This is a genomic window from Candidatus Woesearchaeota archaeon, assembly GCA_018302225.1.
Classification (GTDB): domain Archaea; phylum Nanobdellota; class Nanobdellia; order SCGC-AAA011-G17; family JAGVZY01; genus JAGVZY01.
Genome location: JAGVZY010000007.1, coordinates 1 through 17105 on the forward strand (window position 1 = coordinate 1; position 17105 = coordinate 17105).

Below are 17105 nucleotides of genomic sequence, written 5' to 3' on the forward strand. Positions count from 1 at the left end.
ACGAATTACTAAAGCCACCAAATGCAAAAAATCCTCCAACAAACAAGATTAAAAATGAAACAAGCAGATATGAAGATAAATTTGTTTTCAAATGTTTAAAAAATCTAAATAATTGATAATTTAAAATAATTTTTAATCTAGATTTTGGTTTAATTTTAAAATTTAGAGCATTTAATGAATTAAAATTTGATGCATTGGATTTTGCATCATGACCAATATATACACTTCTTACCTTGCCATCTTTTCCACGAACACTCTTATAGTAATAAGGACCTATTTTCTTTCCGTTCTTTGTAATATATTTGGTATAAACCACTCAAATCCCTCTTTTAAGCCTTTATTTTAGGTTACCCTACAATTCTTAATTACAAAGACTATTTTCCTTTATATATATTTCTATAAATTTTGGTTGAACTACATTTAAAAAAGACTATACTTTCTTTTCAGCCAAAACTTCTTTTACAGCCTGTTTAACAAATGGTTTGTAATAGCCTGCTTTTAACAAACTATTTTCAACATCTTCAATCAAGAAACCCCTACTTAAATTTTGTTTAATACTCTCTTTTATACTATCTATATGCTTTCTTTGTTTTTCTTCAGGAGTCATAATTTTAGGCTTGACTAATTTAGGCTCAACTTTCTTAAGTTTAGATTCTTCTATTAATAAAGTATTATTTTCTTTCTGTGTTATTTGGTTAACTAATTCAAGCAACTTATTCTGTTTAGCTTTGGATTTAGTTTTATTTTTAGAATAATATACTAAATAAATTATAATTCCAAATAATATCAAAGGACTTATTATTCCTAAAAGAATAAATTTAAATGAGTTTAAATTACTCTTAGGAATCTGATCCAAAATTTCTTTATTTTCAGGTAATAAATTTGCACCTAAAAGTTTAGTAATTTGAACATCTACTTTATTCCTATTATAAATTTCATTTAATTTAAATTGGATATCCGATATTTTATCGCTATTAATATCTATTTTTTTGGATTCACCTTTCTTTAAAGTAAAACTGATCGGTTCTGAATACAAAGTAAACGAAGCTTCTTCTTCACTAATTTTATTTATTTCAAAAATATGCTCTATATTTTCACTTAATTTAATTATATGCCTTCCACCTTCATAATCTAAAATTTGTCCTTTTTCTGTTTCTACCAAGTTTAATTCAGGTAATCTTTGTTTAATTGGTTCTGTAATTGGAATTATTATACTTGGTGTTGTAGATGCAGAACTTCCACCTCCTCCACCCCCACCAGAACTTCCACCACTAGATGGATTGTCCTGACTAGTTGCTGCAGAAGTTGTAAATGTTTCTTGCTCAGAAATATTACAATTTGAATCTATATCACAACTTGAAATATTATAATAATAAGTAGTACTTGCACTCAAACTAGACAATGCAACACTATGTGATATTTCTAAAGTTGCACTTCCAGTTTCAGTTGCTGTATCTACAGTCGTCCCATAATAAACTGTTGAATTTGAATCTTCATCTGTAGTCCAAGTTATTGTTGCTGAACTTGAAGTTATTGATGAATTTAAAAGATTTGTAATTATAGGCGGTAAATTATCTAAAGTCGTAAAATTCTCTTGTTCAGGTATTGCACAATTTGCACCGCCATCACAACTTGAAACATTATAATAATAAGTTGTATTTGCACTTAAACCCGATAAACCCACACTATGTGAAAATTCTAAAGTTGCACTTCCAGTTTCAGTTTCTGTATTTACTGTCGTTCCATAATAAACTGTTGAATTTGAATCTTCATCTGTAGTCCAAGTTATAGTTGCTGAACTTGAAGTAATTGATGAATTTAAAAGATTTGTAATCACGGGCTGTGAAGTATCATAAGTTGTAAAATTATATTGCTCAGAAATATTGCAATTTGCAGTCGCATCACAACTTGAAACATTATAATAATAAGTTGAATTTATATCCAAACTAGATAATGCAACGCTATGTGCCATTTCTAAAGTTGCACTTCCAGTTTCAGTTTCTGTATTTACTGTCGTTCCATAATAAACCGTTGAATTTGCATTTTCAGAAGTAATCCAAGTTATTGTTGCATCCGTTGGAGTAATTGAAGAACTTGCAACTGCTGAAACTAAAGGTGCAATTGCATCTGGCCCAGCAGCAGTTGTAAAGTTTTCTTGTTCAGAAATATTACAATTCTTCCATTTATCACAACTTGAAACATTATAATAATAGACTGTATCAGCACCTAAACTTGATAACACCACACTATGCGAAGTTTCTAAATTTGAACTTCCCACCTGGCTTATTACATCCACATCAGTTCCATAATAAACTGTTGAATTTGCATTTTCGTTAGTTGTCCAAGTTATAGTTACTGAACTTGAAGTTATTGAATCATTAACCAAATTTGTAATTATAGGAACCCCTGCATCAACCGAATACTGAACTGTGATTATTGGTCTCAAAGAAGCATTATATTCAGCAGAATAAAAACTTATGCTTCCTCTATTCCATTCATCACTCAATTTTATTAATATACCTTGGTCTAAATAAGTTCCATTCAAAAGATTATTTAAATATTCTAAAATAGTAAAGTTTACTTCCTCAAGAGCGTTTGTAATAGTAATATTACTCTGATTTATTAAGGAAGTATCCATAAAATCTCCACCAGGAACATCCCAATTTAAACCATAAAATCGTTCATCCCAAGTAGTACCATTAATAGAATTTGAATTCGGTGCGTTTACAGCCACCCCTTCTTCCCAAGATCTATTAATAGGATACAAACTTAATTCTAAATCTTCTGTAGGAAAATGAGATACATACGCAGACCACAAACTAAGAATGGCTTCATCCACCAAAACATTAACGGGTAAATAAGAAGTAATATTATATTTTAATAAAGTTCTATAAGTAATACTAGATCCATAATTGCCCCCTATATATAAATCATCCTCAATCCCCTTATTATAATTAAGAGAATCGTTATAAAAATAAGTATCATCAACTTCATCTGAAAAATTCTGATAAATTTTAACAAAAGTATCATTTGAACCCGGACCTTGTGCACATCCAAATCCAGTTACATTAGTTATCCAATCTGCATGAGTATGAATACATAAATCATCTGAATCTGTAATATTATCCAAATCATCATCTGGAATAATATATAATATTGTGAAGTTAGGTTCTTGTCCAGTAATATCACTAGTATAAATTGCAGAGACATCTGCCCCACCAGTAGCATTAATTCCAAGACCATAATTATCATAACTTTCATTAATCCATCCTTGTGCTATTCCCGCAATGTCTACAGAAAAATATTCATTACTCAAAGTAGGCATGATTATAGACTGAAATATATTTACATCTACATCACTACCATTATAATTCCAATCAGCAGGGTCATTTTCTGAAGTTAAATTATCTATGTTATCACCAAAATATTTTTCTATCCAAGTAGAACCATTTATAGAATCAGAATTAATACCTGAACCAGAACCTGCCCCCTCTTTCCAAAAAGAATCAATTTTGTAAATTGATAAAGTACTTGGTGCACCTACAACATTTAAACTAAGATTTGCATAAATTAATTCAGAATTAGAAGGCAAAGCAGTTAAATTAAATTCTAATAACATCAAGCAAGGGGTATTTCCTCCAGAAAGATATTGATTAGTTCCATAGTTATACTGAGATTCAGGATAATTAGAATCATCAGAACCATCATTATCATAAATAATAGTATCTTTTCCTGCTGCGGCACTTGGTTGAACTGAGTAAGTATCATTACTTCCGACGCTTATTGCACAGCCATCAACATTTACATTACTTATCCAATCAGCATGTGTTTCTGGACAATAATCATCTGCATTTAAAACCCCATCATTATCTAAATCAGTTTCAGAAGCAACTGCAACATCATGCCCAGTAATTAAATTATTATTAGATAAATTCTGCAAAGCAAAAAATCCAAATACAAAAAATAAAGTTAATAATAAAAAAATAAAGTGATGTGCTTTATGCTCATTAGTAAAAGAATTATGAATTTTGCTAATAAACTTTGTAGGAGAACCAAAATTTTTTATAGAAATTAAACTTTTTTTAGGATTTTTTCCAAGATATTTTGTTCTAATCTTACCATCTTTTCCACGCACACTTTCGTAATAATAAGGGCCTATCTTTTTTCCATTTTTTAGAACATATTTTGCAAAAACCAAATTTAACCCTCTTTTTTGTGTTTTAAGCAGGTTATCCTACGCTTAAATCAAAGAAATGCAAACTTTATTTATATATTTTACTAAGAAATTAAGGTTATCCTACTATATTTCTAACTAGAGACTAAAAATAAAAGAAAAAAAGAAAAAAATAGACTTAGTAATAAGTCTGACCAGTTGAACTCTCAGTCATTTCTTCTTCATCATCGCCTTTCAATTTGTTGAAAGCTATGATAAGTCCGATTATAACTAAGATTATTGCTAATACAGCAAATCCAATTTCAAGTCCAGTTTTAACACTGTCCCAGTTGCTTGAAGCTTTAACAACATTTGCAGTTAAGTTCATTTCCTTAGCTACTTTGCTGTCTGCTTTTATTTTAGCTGTGAAAGTTTTTTCACCTAAAGCTGCATCTGAGTTTGCTTTAACTGTAACTTTTATTTCTCCAACTTTTCCTGAAGCAACTTTTACACTTTGGCTAGTTACTGTTGACCATGCATCTGCACCAACAATTTCAACAGAATATTCTTTTTCAGAACTTCCAAAGTTTGTTATTGCAATTGCGTAAACAGCTTCAGTACCTTGTACAATTTCGTTTGAACTAGTTATTGCTGTGATAGCATCTTTTGCTATTGCTTTTGATTCAACTACTTTAACAGTTTGTTTTGAAACAATCTTGTCAAAATATTCGTTGTCATAATTATCACTTGAAACAGTAACAATTACATCGTAATCTTTAGCTTCAGCATCTGCACTTATTTTGAATTGGAACTCTTTCTTGAATTCTTCTCCAGCGTCTAATGCATCAACTTTTTCAGACTCTTTAATATTCAATTCAGGTATAGCAACTTGAACTACAACATCTTCTTCGTCTTCTCTACCATTGTTTTCAACCCATACTTTAGCTTGGAATGTTTTTCCTGCTTCAACAGTTTCTGAACCACTAGTTGAAACTATTTCAACATTTTTAACTTCTAAGTTGTATGCGTCTTTCATAATTTTTAATGGCATACTGAAAACTTTCATTTCACTGTAACCAGAATCAACTACTATATTTATTTCATAGTCTCCTTCTTTAACTTTATCTTCTGGTATTTCTAAGTTCAAAGTTATTTTTTCAACTACATTTTCATATAAGTTGAATGCCTTTGTTGAATCTTCTATATCTCTTTTAGTTCCGTCAATCCATGCTCTAACTTTAGCATCTTTGACATCTGCACTTGATCTTAATTGAAGTTCTATCTTCAAATTTTCACCAAGTCCAGCACCGTATATTCTGCTAGTGCTATATGAATCGATTAAATCACCATCAATTTTAATGCTGTCAACTGTAAATTTGTCTTCTGTAAAGACTGCAGCTTGAGCAACTGATGTGAATACCATCAATACTAATGCAAGCACTGCAAACATTGTTTTTTTCATTTTTCAAAATCCTCCTATAGGTTTTGTTCTATAACAGTTAACTATAAACCTCTAAGCTTGTAAAGTAAAGCTCTCCCTCATAATCTGAATTTGTAACACTTGCTACAACTCCATACTCACCTGGTTGTATATCACTAGGTAAGCTGATTACTAAGTTTATAATATCCGAATCACCTTTCTTCAATTCAGATATTTCAGCTTTTGCTTTAACAGCTAATTCTGGTATATTAACTGATATTTCCATTTCTTCTTCGTCCGCAAATTCGTTTCTAACAAATACTGCAACACTTAAGTCTTCGCCAACCATTGCACTATCTTCAATTCTTACACTATCAATTACAAAATAATGTGGCCTTTTTGCAACTACCCTTATATTTGCAGTTGTAACTGTTTGCCCACCAGCTTTATCTTCGGCTGTTACTGTTATTGCATATTCTCCTGCATCTCCAGCATGAGTTCTCCATCTTCCCTGTTTGTCTATATTTGCTGTTTTTCCTTTAGAATTTGCAACTGGTTTAAAGCTAATTATAACATCATTTGCATCTTCTGCATCAAATGTTCTAACTTTTAATACTGCTTCTTCACCTTCATACACTGTAACATCACTTACTTCTAAGCTTGGAAGTGTATTTTCAGCTGTAAACACTAATTTTTGTGCTCCAGTATTTCCTTTTGTATCCATTGCAACAGCTTCAACTGTATATGTCTTCTTTTCAGTCACTGTAAATTCAGTTTCTAAGACTGAACTTGTTGAACTTACGATTTTATTATTATCAACTTTAATTTCAAGACTTGATATTCCTGATTCATCACTTGCAACTGCTTTAATCTTAATTTTTTGATTTAAAACAGGATTGTTTGGTGATATTGTAAGCACAATTATAGGTGCTGTTTGATCTATTTCAAAAGTTGAAGGATCATCTTTTGTTCCTTCTTCAATGGGATCATTTTTTTCATCAGGTATTTCATCTTCAGCTTGATCACTATCAGTATCCCAGTTTGTACTATCTCCAGGATTTCCTAAATTATCTAATGGATCTAAATCTGTACTAATTGTTTCTCCTTCTTTAGGAAATAACCAATTAACAAGATTATCCCATATTTGACCAATGCTTATTCCTGAATCTGAACTTCCACTATCAGAACTTGAATCTGAATCAGAGTCAGAACCACCTAATGATTCTCCAATTGCTAAAGTACTAACTGTACTTAAGCTAATCATTAAGACTGCTAATATTGTAAATAATATTTTTTTCATTCTTTGAACCCCCACTTAAAACCTTTTTTGAATATTGAAGTTAAGACTACCTACTTTGTTTCCTTTTTTATCTTGTAGTCTGCTATATTTTAGCTTAGCTTCTGCATTCAATCCCTTAAAGCACTTTCCACCTTCAATTTGTATTTGGTTTTGGTAGTTTTTTCCTGTAGCTTCAAAACTTGCTCCAAGTCCACCCATCCAACCATTAGTTGTTTTATAAGCTAAGGCAGCTTGAATAAATCTTTTCTCACTTAGGTCTTGTCTACTTGCAACAGATTGTCTTCCTGCTGCAGCCATCCAAGTTAAACCATCCCACATATCTTGATAGGAATTAAATACATCTAATCCAACTCTATTTGTATAATTTTGAATAGTTTCTTTTATTACTTGATAAGGTATCTTTACTGTGTTTCCACCAACTTCAATAACTGCCTTATTGTCATCAGCTAAAACCAAAGTGTATAGGTTATTACCTAAAATACCTGCAGAAGTAGTTGGCATTTTTCCACCTTTACCATTCATATTTCTTACTGCCGATACAAAAGCATGCTTATCATTTCTTATATATTCTGCCCATCCTTTTAAGTCAACTCCATCTCCAGAAGTATTTATTCCTAAACCCAATCTTCCTTTTTTAAGATCTTTTGTATAACTTACTTTTGTCTTAGGAGCTTTTCTTTGATCAAATAAAACTGAGGCACCAATATTTCCTAATTTTCCCATATTAAACCAGGCACCTAAATCTCCACTTGCATCTTTACCATTTGTTTTAGCTAAAATCATAGCTTCAACTAGATCTTTAACAAATCCATGATAACCTGCATAAAGTGGAAGATTTGCATTTGCAATTCCATAAACTATATCTGCTGTCATTGTTTTTCCATCAGCATCAAGTTTTCCTGCTTTTCCTTCAATTATAGTAACTAAATCTTCTCTTCTATTTGGATATCCAAACAATTCAAGACTTATTCCATTATATCTTTCTATTGAAGTATCTACTTCATCAAATCCAGGTTTTTCTCTTATTGGTTCTACAACAACTGTATCTGATGTTTCTTTGATTTTATGTTTGAAAACATTTGCAATATAACTTTTTGCCTTGCTTAAAAATCCAGGTTGTGATATTTTTGGAGTTTCTGATATGGTTTCTCCAGAAGTATCCTCTACTCCACTTGCTACTGGAGCAATTGGATTTGCAGGTGAATCTGATTTAATATCTTCTTTCATCCTTTTACTTATATCATCTAATTCTTTTACTTTAGCATCAAGATCTTTTTGAGCTTGTTCTAATCTTAACTTTGTATCAGAATCACTATCATCGCTTGATTTTAAAGCTAGTGAATCTCCTTTATCATCATCTGTAGATTCTATTTTTACAACTTGACTTGAAACAAGTTCTGCAACATCTTCAGCATCTAAAACTAAATGATTCTTACCCATTATAATATGATAAGTATCCACTTTAACTGATTTTGATATTTCATCTACATCACCTGTAGCATAAATAGCATTTATTTTATTTGCATCTATAGCATATTTTTTTCCATTACTCAATACTTCTTGTTTGTCTAATTTACTTCTTAAATCATTATTTAAGTTAAATGAAAATACATATCCTTCTAAATTTCCTATTGGATTTTTAACAACAACACCCAAATTTCCATCAGTTATGTCTAAATAACTTATTTCAGAATTCTTTTTATTTTTGTCAGTAAGTGCACTCAAAGGTGATTTTATTTGAGTAAACACATCATTTATTGTTTGATAAACTGCTTGTGTTTTTTTATTGTTCTTAAGAGTATTCATATATTCTTTAACACTTTTTTGACCACTTAAAGTTCTTGCATCTGCAGTACCCTTCATTGATTGATATAAAAGTGCTAACTCTACTGCACCCAATAGAACTTTCTTAACTATTCCATTTTGTTTAATCATTTTAATTGTCCTCCAATTTTGTAAAAACACCCCTCGCTTAAACCTAAAAAAACTTTAAACTTTGTTTAAACAGCCTTTAAAGGTCATTATTAGGATTTTAACTCTAAAGTAATAGCTAAATATGTCCTTACATTTATAAACCTTTCCGTTTGTAATCATTATTGAATAGTAACTTTAACTAAATTCCAATTATTCCTACTCTTTTCAGCAAAACCCATATAAATACTTTTAGATGTTATTACTAAGGTTTACTACACATTTAGAAATCTGTTACCTCAAAACAAGATAACAAAAAAAGCGTTGTAAAAAATGGGAGCACCAGGATTTGAACCTGGATCAGTCGGTTTCTTCCTAATTACCATTAAGGTAACAATCTTAAACTGGAGCCGACGAGGATACCTGATTACCCCATACTCCCATAAATATTTCTTAGAAAGAGGTTATTTATAAAATGTACTGAAAATTAGAAAACTACCTAATTTAATTATATAATCTACTGTTATCTAATTAGTAAATGACTTAAGTAAATTATAAATTAAATGCTTTTAGATTAAGATATGAAAAGAATTAAGTCATTTACTCAATATTAACATACTTCAACGGGTTCTTTATCTGCTTTTAATCCAACAAACCTATGACCAAACATCTTAAGTCTATCTACTAAACTTACATCAGTTTTAGCACATAACTCGATTATTCTCTCAGCAAGAATTTCACTTTGCAAAGTAAGATAAGAATTAGGATATACAATTGAATAAAATTTATTTTGTCTACTTGCCAAAGGATATCTACTATCTTCTATTAATGGAGGTATATCTTCAAAAATTATATCCTTTAAACCACCAAATTTGTCTTCAATATCTTTTTTAACTGATTTTAGAGCTTCTAAATTTGAAGGTTCTTTATATGTCTCAGTTATAAAATCATCTTTATTATCTTTATTAATCTTGCCTTCTAAATCTTCATCTTTTATATCTTTAATAAGAACATAACTTTTAGAACCGAAAAGACTGGTTTTAATTGGAAATTTATAAGAAACTTCTTTACCAAAAGTAAGTTTATTTGTAATCAAAGCTACTCTTAATTTTTTATTAGTTTTGTTTGTCTTCGCATATTCCCAGAGAGAATGCAAATAAATCTTTAAATCTTTTTCACAACTTTCAGATTCATCAGGTAAATCACTATATACTGCCAAAAGTAAATGAGAAGATATTCCAATATTTCTAATAAAGCTATTTTCTCCTGCAGCACCATCAAATACACTCTTAGTATACCTATCTGGAATAAAACGAGTAAATGTAGTCTTTAAAAGAATACGCATAAATTCTTCGCTATTAACATTTTCCTTTTGAGTAGCTAAATCAGATATAGTTCCTGCAACAGGTAAAAGATCTACAGGATATTTAGCACCAGGAATAGAAATTTTTACAAGATTATCTTCAATTACTTTTTGAAAATCAGTAGTTTCACACACTAATTGCATGGCCCTCTTATTTAAATTTGCGTTACGTAATCTTTCCTTTTCAGCTTCATATTTTTGACTATCTCCTTTAGAAGAAAATTTTGCTTGATAATCAATATTATTCATAATTCTTAGCATGTTATCTCTATTTTTAGGATCTTCAAAACTTTCCTTTGCTAATCTTTTCAAATAACCATAATGTTCTTGATAAATTCTGTAACCTTCTTTAGCTAATTCAGATAAACCAACAATTTTATTATGATAAGTTTGACATCCAGTTAGTCTTTGAAGAAGATTACCATTTTCTCTATCTAAATCTACAACTAAAATTTTCTCTCCTCTTCTTGCCAAACCATAAACTGCTTGCCCTACACTAGAAGTTTTTCCAGAACCGCCTTTACCACCTATAATAGTTATAAATTCACAAGTCATATAAACCTACCAATAAAACTATTCTCTCATATCGTCTTCAGGATGTTGAGCAAAGTAACACTGTTCAAGAGTTTTGTATTCTTTGCTTTCTTTACCAAAAACTAATGCTGCAGTTGCAAGATTTCCAGCATTATACCAAGGAGCAACACCTTGTTTAATTTCATTTTGATTTATTCTTACAAATTGTTCAGGTGTTAAACCATTATTTGAAATTCGTGCTAGTTTATATGCTTCAGGTGGAACACTTGCGCTATTGTCCCCATAACCCCATCTATCAAGCAAAGCTAAAAATATTTCATCTGTGTTCACTACAGGATATCTTCCTAATTTTAGGTTTGTTTTTTCTTCTAAAGTTAAACGAGTTAATTTACCCTGATATTTTTTTGCTAGTTTCTCATTTGCTGTGGTAAGTTGAGCTTTTTCTACTTCAACAGTCTCAATTTTATGCTTTTGAGATTTAATATATCTTAAAAGTCCTTGCGCATAATCTGTAACTTGCCCTGAAAAAGCATACCAAAGTAATCCCCCAGCAAGTACACCTGAGGTTATCCAAGTAGTACCAATTCTAAAGTAATATCTTATTTTCTTTGCTTTAGCAATTTTAGTATAATCTTCTAATTCTAAAGCACCTTTTTGAATTCCTATAAATAAATCATCTTCAGTACTATCAATGTTATATTCAACTGCACCCCGAGTATCCATCTTTTCATCTAAAGATGTTTTTTTTTCTAAAGAAGTAGGAGTTTCAAGTGCTTCTTCTGAATTAAATTCAAATTTACCATCTTTTTCTTTTTGTGGCAAAACAATAGGTCTTCCAGATTCAAAAGGTTCTTCACCTAAGATACCTGTTTCTTCAATTGAAAGTCCTTGAGAACCATCATTTAATTTATTTTCCAAATCTTCTTGATCTTTTCCACTCATTTTTGCCTCCGGAAACAATAAATATTATTTTGTAAACTTTAAAAACTAAGATGCTGTGTAAATTATTTAAACCTTTTGAAAGTAATTACAAAATTAATCACCTCTAAGGAATGATTAGTTCTTTTCTTTCTCAAAGATTTCTAGAATTTCTTGCTTAGTTTTTGCCTTAGAAATATTATTTCTTAAATCAGTAGAATTCTTAATCCCTTTAGTAAACCATAAAGCTTGAGTTTTAAAATCAGTTTCTTTTATAGGATATTTTTCAGTTAATTTATAAAACTCATTAAACAATTCAATTTTATCCATCTGAGGAATAAATCTTCCAACTTGTAAATACTCATTTAATCTTGTAAATATATAAGGATTGCCAATTGCAGCCTTTCCAATCATTAAATAATCTGCACATTTTTTGTACTTTTCAGCACTCTTCTCATCAATTATCCCACCATTACCAATTACAGGTATATTCAGCTCTCTTCTCGTTTTTCTTACTATACCCCAATCAACTTTCCCAGAATAACCTTGTTGCGCCGTTCTTGCATGTATAGTTATTAAAGCCGCACCCGCATCTTCAACTGTCTTTGCAATTTTAATTGTATTTTCTAAACTAGAAATTCTTATTTTCACAGAAACAGGTTTTTTTGTTGCCTGAACAACTGCACTTACTAATCTTTTAACTTTTTCAGGTCTTTTAAGTAAAGCAACACCTGCACCCTGTTTAATTATCTTAGCAACAGGGCAACCCATATTAATATCTATAATATCTGCTTTCTCTTCAATAAATTTAATAGACTCAACGAAATTTTCTTCTTTAGTTCCAAACAATTGAAATGAAACAGGTTTTTCTTCATCACAAGTTTCAGTTAATCTTTCTGTAGCCTTATTTCCTCTAGATAAAGCATTAGCATTAATCATCTCAGTACAAACCAAACTTGCACCATATCTTCTGCATAAAATCCTAAAAGGCAAATTAGTAACACCCGCCATAGGTGCAAGAACTAGTTTTCCTCTAATTATATTGGAAATATCTTTCATCTTATTTTATAAAATATTGAGAGTGATATTTATATGCTTTCTGTTATAAAAAATAAAAAAATAGAAATAAGATAAGAATTTATTTAATTTTCATTAAGTTTAATCTTTCTTTGCTAAACTTACATTAATTGCTTTAGGACCTCTGTCTCCAGTTCCTACCTCAAATGTAACTTCATCGTTGTCTCTTATTCTAGCTCCTTCCTTTAATCCGGTTTTATGTACAAAATACTCTTGTCCATCATCTCCAGCAATAAAGCCAAAGCCTTTCTGTTCGTTAAAAAATTTTACTTTTCCATTCATTTTAATTTTCACCTTAAATTTTATCAGAACTAGGTTTCACGCATATTTTAATGATACAAACTCTGATATTATAAGAATTATACCTTCTACTTATAAATTATTCCTTTTTTAAGAAAAATTTAGGTTAATACCTACTATTTTATTGAACTCCTTCAAAAACAAAGAAAACTATATTAAAAAGTAAAAAACGCCACGACTCGGATTTGAACCGAGATACCGATTAAGGTCAGACTCTCTATAAACTGGTTTCCAGGCTTACACATCCTTTAAAAAGATTTTAGAAGGATTCTGTGCAATACCAGGTTATGCGATCGTGGCACAATCTTTTCAAAAATTGTCAAGTTTTTTAAGCTTTGTGGTATGATTAAAACCTATAACTTTTTTATATCTTTCCCTATCTTCTTTTCTACCGATTATTAAAATATGATTTAATTTATGATTCTTATTTTTTGGTTGATATTGATATAGTCTTGAAGATATTTCTAAATTATTTAATAACACCTTAATTTGAGATAATCCATGTAAATTAACAGTTTTAAGAACTATAGCTCTTTTATCTACATAAGCCTCACAATCAAAAAAAGCCCTCAGCCATTCTATTTGATTTTTTCTTGAACTTAAAATCCACGCAGGAATCTCCAAATTCAAAATCCCAAACTTTCCAGATTTCAGCAAATCCAGAACGACAGGTTTTGAATCTAAAGTTACCCAAAAGTAATTCTTTTTCTTTATAATCTTGGCTTTTTATTGTAAGACTTTTAACAAATCTTCATTAAAAGAAAGAACTAAAGAGTAATGATCTGGAAAAAACCTTAAGGTATTATGTTTACATTTTTTTCCATTATTAATTAATATATTTCCCTCACCCATCATAAATCCACAAATTCTTGACTTTAATCCAAAATATTTATTTTGATTTCTTTGGATATATATCTCATCGACACCATGTCTTTTTTTCCAAGCAGATAAGATATTTTGTTTATTTCTTTTTGAAATATTCATTCTAAGATTAAAGATTTTTCTATTTAAAAAGGGTGCGTCAAGATGTCAACATGTCATAAGTCGTATTTTTATAAAGCAAACTTTATAAATAACAATCAGATTAAGACTTTAAAAGAGGGATTATGTCGCAAACACTATTCTTAGAATTAGGGCTTTTAATTATTGTTGCAACAATATTCTCAGGAATAATGCGTGCTTTGAAACAACCTTTAATTATAGGTTATATTCTAACAGGTTTAGTTGCAAGTACTTATTTTTCAAATATTATCCAACACTCAGAAACAATTTCTATACTTTCACAAGTAGGAATAATCTTCTTATTATTTATAATAGGTTTAAGTCTAAATCCAAGAATTATAAAAGGAATAGGATTTATCACTTTACTAATAGGAGTTTTACAAGTAGTTATAACCTTTGGAGTTTCATTAATACTAGAAAAATTTATTTCAATCCCTTTCCCAAGCTCAATATTTATTGCTGCAGCAATCTCATTTAGTAGTACGATTATAGTTCTAAAATTATTATCAGATAAACAAGAAACAGGAACTCTTCACGGAAAAATTTCAGTCAGCATATTAATAATTCAAGATTTATTCGCAATTATTTCATTAATATTAATAGCTGCAACCGCAAAAAATTCGGATATAATAAGTATTGCACTTTCTGGATTTTTAAAAGGAGCAATTTTAGTTTTAATTTTGTTTTTAATTGCAATTTATTTACTTCCAAAACTAAACCAAAGAATATCAAGTTCACAAGAATTTTTGTTTCTATTCTCAATAAGTTGGTGTTTTGCACTAGCAATATTATTCAAACTAGCAGGTTTATCAGGTGAAATAGGTGCTTTAATAGCTGGAATTACATTATCTCTTTCACCCTATCACTATGAAATAAGTTCCAAAGTAAAACCCCTAAGAGATTTTTTTATAATAATCTTTTTTGTTTTACTAGGCTCACAAATAAATCTAGCAAACATTTCAACTATAATTATACCTGCAATTATTATCTCTGCATTTGTAATTTTAATAAAGCCAATAATCATCTTAATTATTATGGGTATTTTAGGATATACTAAAAAAACTAGTTTTATAACCGGTTTAAATCTCGCACAAGTAAGTGAATTTTCATTAATCTTATGTGCCCTAGCTTTTGAATCCGGAAGACTTTCAGAAAGTTTATTATCTATGATTACTTTAGTTGCACTTATTACAATTGCAATCTCAACGTATATGATTACTTACTCAAATTCAATTTATAACATTTTTTCCTCAGTTTTAAGCACTTTTGAAAGAAAAGGAAAAAAACGTAATGAAGGTAATTTCGATGAAAATATCTCTTATAAAACAATAATATTTGGATTCAATAGAACAGGCTCAGCATTACTTTCTGCAATTAAAAAATTATCTAAAAAATATTTAATTATAGAATTTAATCCTGAAATCATAAAAGAACTAGAAAAGAAAAAAATTCATTGTAGATATGGAGATGCACAAGATGTAGAACTATTAAATGAATTAAATCTTTCAAAAACAAAATTAATAATTTCAACAATTCCAAACTTAGAAACAAATATGTTACTAGTTAAAAAAGCAAGAAATTCGGAAAGTAATCCAATAGTGATTGTTGTTACACATCACCACGAAGATACTATTAAGTTATATGAAGAAGGTGCAGACTATGTTATCATGCCTTATACACTTAGTGGAGAGCATGCTGCAAATTTAATAAATAAAATAAAATTCAATAAAAAACTTTTAGAAAAAGAAAGAAAATCTCATTTAAAAAAGATAAGTTTAAATAGTATATAAATAAGTAATTGGCATGAAAATATTAAGTCTTATAAAAGGGGCTGAAGCTAAAAAAGTAGCAAAATTATTAAAAACTATTTCTACCAAATCAGCACTAACAAGAAGTACAAATATAAATATTAACAAAACAAAGTTTAGAATATTTATTAACCTAAAAAACAAAAAAATAAATAATAATCAAGGTGTAGCCGATTTTTTAGAACTTCTAAATCTTCAAGAAAAGATGTTTGAAGTAGTTGAAGGACTTATAGCCCAAACCTTTTTACAGTTAAATAATCTTTATCCTGAACTAAAACAAGGACAAGGAAAAATTATTCAAACTAAAGTTTATTCTATTTTAGTAAATTTAAATTTATATATAAAACAGCTTAATGAAAAAATTGGAGAAGAAAGGAACCTTATAAAGAATGATAATATTAATACTTTGGAAAAAGTTATTCATGAAGAAATTAAAATATATAAATCAATTGAAGCACTTGGAACATCAAAACTAGAAAACATCCAGGAGATTAGACAAAATCTTACTGCTTGTATAAATTCAACCAATAATGGGGAATCTATTGAAAGAATTTGTGCAAATACAGGGGCTATTCTCTTAGGAATAGGTGCTATTTTTACTATTTTCCAAGGAATCTATCAAACAGCCACATTTAATTTTGTGGTTAAGCCGATATTTACAGGATATTTACCCTACGTTGATGATTGCGAGTGTGCTATTCTTGAAAATGGGGGGATCATCCCTCAACAACCAGAAATAGTCGGTGGATTTGTTAGAGGTTTACCCAATCAATGTTTGCCAAATCAATTAGGTAAATTAATTTTAATTTTATCTGCCACGGGATTAATTTTCTTAAGTATAAAATATTTAAGTAATATTTCTAAAGTTTTAAATTATTCAGATATGGATAAAAGAGTTGATAGAATAAGAAAAAGATATTAAATTCTCTAAAATAATGATGCTTCTTGATTTAGATTCATAACTAAATTATATAATCTACCCCCATTAGGTGCAAAATGATATCTAACTTTTTTTCCTTTAAATGTTTCTTCTTTATATGCTCCTAAACTAACTATATATTCCAACAATTCTAGTTCCTTATCATCAGCTAAGCACATATTAGGTAAATAAAGTTTAGGACGAATACGCAATTTATTTGAAATGTTGTATTTTCTTGAATTAGTTAATTTCACTCTACCCATATTAAAATAAAAATCTCTAGCAAGAAGTATATCTTCCGCATGGATATAATATAAAACATCTAAAGATTTACCTTTACCAACATGTCCCAAATATCCTTTAACTCTATACCAATTCATAAACTAACAACCAAGTTTTA

Annotated in this window: 14 protein-coding genes and 2 tRNA genes; 2 read left to right on the plus strand and 14 right to left on the minus strand. The window is 29.4% G+C overall.

Features of this window, described 5'->3' with window-relative positions; genetic code table 11:
- The 13 genes from J4403_01070 to J4403_01130 all read right to left on the minus strand — a co-directional run.
- Positions 1 to 316: hypothetical protein (locus J4403_01070; protein MBS3166783.1), on the minus strand; the 316-nt coding region annotated here is incomplete at its 3' end.
- A 114-nt stretch (positions 317 to 430) separates the two neighbouring features.
- Positions 431 to 4198, minus strand: coding sequence for a fibronectin type III domain-containing protein (locus tag J4403_01075; protein MBS3166784.1), 3768 nt, complete (start codon positions 4196 to 4198; stop codon positions 431 to 433).
- Positions 4199 to 4352: 154 nt separating this feature from the next.
- A complete protein-coding gene (locus J4403_01080; protein MBS3166785.1) occupies positions 4353 to 5615 on the minus strand; it encodes a hypothetical protein in 1263 nt (420 codons plus the stop codon).
- A gap of 37 nt (positions 5616 to 5652) precedes the next feature.
- Positions 5653 to 6873, minus strand: coding sequence for a hypothetical protein (locus J4403_01085; GenBank protein MBS3166786.1), 1221 nt, complete (start codon positions 6871 to 6873; stop codon positions 5653 to 5655).
- Between the two features lie 15 nt (positions 6874 to 6888).
- Positions 6889 to 8808, minus strand: a complete 1920-nt coding sequence (locus J4403_01090; GenBank protein MBS3166787.1) for a hypothetical protein — start codon at positions 8806 to 8808, stop codon at positions 6889 to 6891.
- A 310-nt stretch (positions 8809 to 9118) separates the two neighbouring features.
- Positions 9119 to 9226, minus strand: a tRNA-Trp gene (locus J4403_01095).
- A gap of 168 nt (positions 9227 to 9394) precedes the next feature.
- Complete coding sequence (locus J4403_01100) at positions 9395 to 10702, minus strand: AAA family ATPase (GenBank protein ID MBS3166788.1); 1308 nt, start codon at positions 10700 to 10702, stop codon at positions 9395 to 9397.
- An 18-nt stretch (positions 10703 to 10720) separates the two neighbouring features.
- Entirely contained in the window at positions 10721 to 11623 is a 903-nt protein-coding gene (locus J4403_01105) for a hypothetical protein (GenBank protein ID MBS3166789.1), read from the minus strand.
- Between the two features lie 114 nt (positions 11624 to 11737).
- A complete protein-coding gene (locus J4403_01110) occupies positions 11738 to 12658 on the minus strand; it encodes a tRNA-dihydrouridine synthase family protein (GenBank protein MBS3166790.1) in 921 nt (306 codons plus the stop codon).
- Between the two features lie 99 nt (positions 12659 to 12757).
- Entirely contained in the window at positions 12758 to 12958 is a 201-nt protein-coding gene (locus J4403_01115; protein ID MBS3166791.1) for a cold shock domain-containing protein, read from the minus strand.
- 188 nt (positions 12959 to 13146) lie between these two features.
- Positions 13147 to 13276, minus strand: a tRNA-Ser gene (locus J4403_01120).
- A 9-nt stretch (positions 13277 to 13285) separates the two neighbouring features.
- Complete coding sequence (locus J4403_01125; protein MBS3166792.1) at positions 13286 to 13606, minus strand: LAGLIDADG family homing endonuclease; 321 nt, start codon at positions 13604 to 13606, stop codon at positions 13286 to 13288.
- A gap of 96 nt (positions 13607 to 13702) precedes the next feature.
- Entirely contained in the window at positions 13703 to 13960 is a 258-nt protein-coding gene (locus tag J4403_01130) for a hypothetical protein (GenBank protein ID MBS3166793.1), read from the minus strand.
- Between the two features lie 122 nt (positions 13961 to 14082).
- Here J4403_01130 and J4403_01135 point away from each other — a divergent pair, with 122 nt between their 5' ends.
- The gene (locus J4403_01135; GenBank protein ID MBS3166794.1) at positions 14083 to 15768 is read left to right on the plus strand and encodes a cation:proton antiporter; all 1686 of its coding nucleotides are present in this window, start codon (positions 14083 to 14085) and stop codon (positions 15766 to 15768) included.
- A gap of 13 nt (positions 15769 to 15781) precedes the next feature.
- Positions 15782 to 16708 carry a hypothetical protein gene (locus J4403_01140; GenBank protein MBS3166795.1) on the plus strand — a complete coding sequence of 309 codons (927 nt, stop codon included), beginning with the start codon at positions 15782 to 15784 and terminating at the stop codon, positions 16706 to 16708.
- Between the two features lie 5 nt (positions 16709 to 16713).
- On the opposite strand, the gene J4403_01145 is transcribed toward J4403_01140, so the two are convergent.
- On the minus strand, positions 16714 to 17085 hold the full coding sequence (locus tag J4403_01145) for a hypothetical protein (GenBank protein MBS3166796.1): 372 nt from the start codon (positions 17083 to 17085) through the stop codon (positions 16714 to 16716).
- Positions 17086 to 17105: the final 20 nt, after the last annotated feature.

What these genes read in the sequence shown, in the direction of transcription:
- J4403_01130 (MBS3166793.1), bottom strand. Translation starts at nt 13,960, where the DNA reads ATGAATATTTCAAAAAGAAATAAACAAAATATCTTATCTGCTTGGAAA.
- J4403_01140 (MBS3166795.1), top strand. Translation starts at nt 15,782, where the DNA reads ATGAAAATATTAAGTCTTATAAAAGGGGCTGAAGCTAAAAAAGTAGCA.
- J4403_01080 (MBS3166785.1), bottom strand. Translation starts at nt 5,615, where the DNA reads ATGAAAAAAACAATGTTTGCAGTGCTTGCATTAGTATTGATGGTATTC.
- J4403_01110 (MBS3166790.1), bottom strand. Translation starts at nt 12,658, where the DNA reads ATGAAAGATATTTCCAATATAATTAGAGGAAAACTAGTTCTTGCACCT.
- J4403_01100 (MBS3166788.1), bottom strand. Translation starts at nt 10,702, where the DNA reads ATGACTTGTGAATTTATAACTATTATAGGTGGTAAAGGCGGTTCTGGA.
- J4403_01105 (MBS3166789.1), bottom strand. Translation starts at nt 11,623, where the DNA reads ATGAGTGGAAAAGATCAAGAAGATTTGGAAAATAAATTAAATGATGGT.
- J4403_01090 (MBS3166787.1), bottom strand. Translation starts at nt 8,808, where the DNA reads ATGATTAAACAAAATGGAATAGTTAAGAAAGTTCTATTGGGTGCAGTA.
- J4403_01145 (MBS3166796.1), bottom strand. Translation starts at nt 17,085, where the DNA reads ATGAATTGGTATAGAGTTAAAGGATATTTGGGACATGTTGGTAAAGGT.
- J4403_01085 (MBS3166786.1), bottom strand. Translation starts at nt 6,873, where the DNA reads ATGAAAAAAATATTATTTACAATATTAGCAGTCTTAATGATTAGCTTA.
- J4403_01115 (MBS3166791.1), bottom strand. Translation starts at nt 12,958, where the DNA reads ATGAATGGAAAAGTAAAATTTTTTAACGAACAGAAAGGCTTTGGCTTT.
- J4403_01135 (MBS3166794.1), top strand. Translation starts at nt 14,083, where the DNA reads ATGTCGCAAACACTATTCTTAGAATTAGGGCTTTTAATTATTGTTGCA.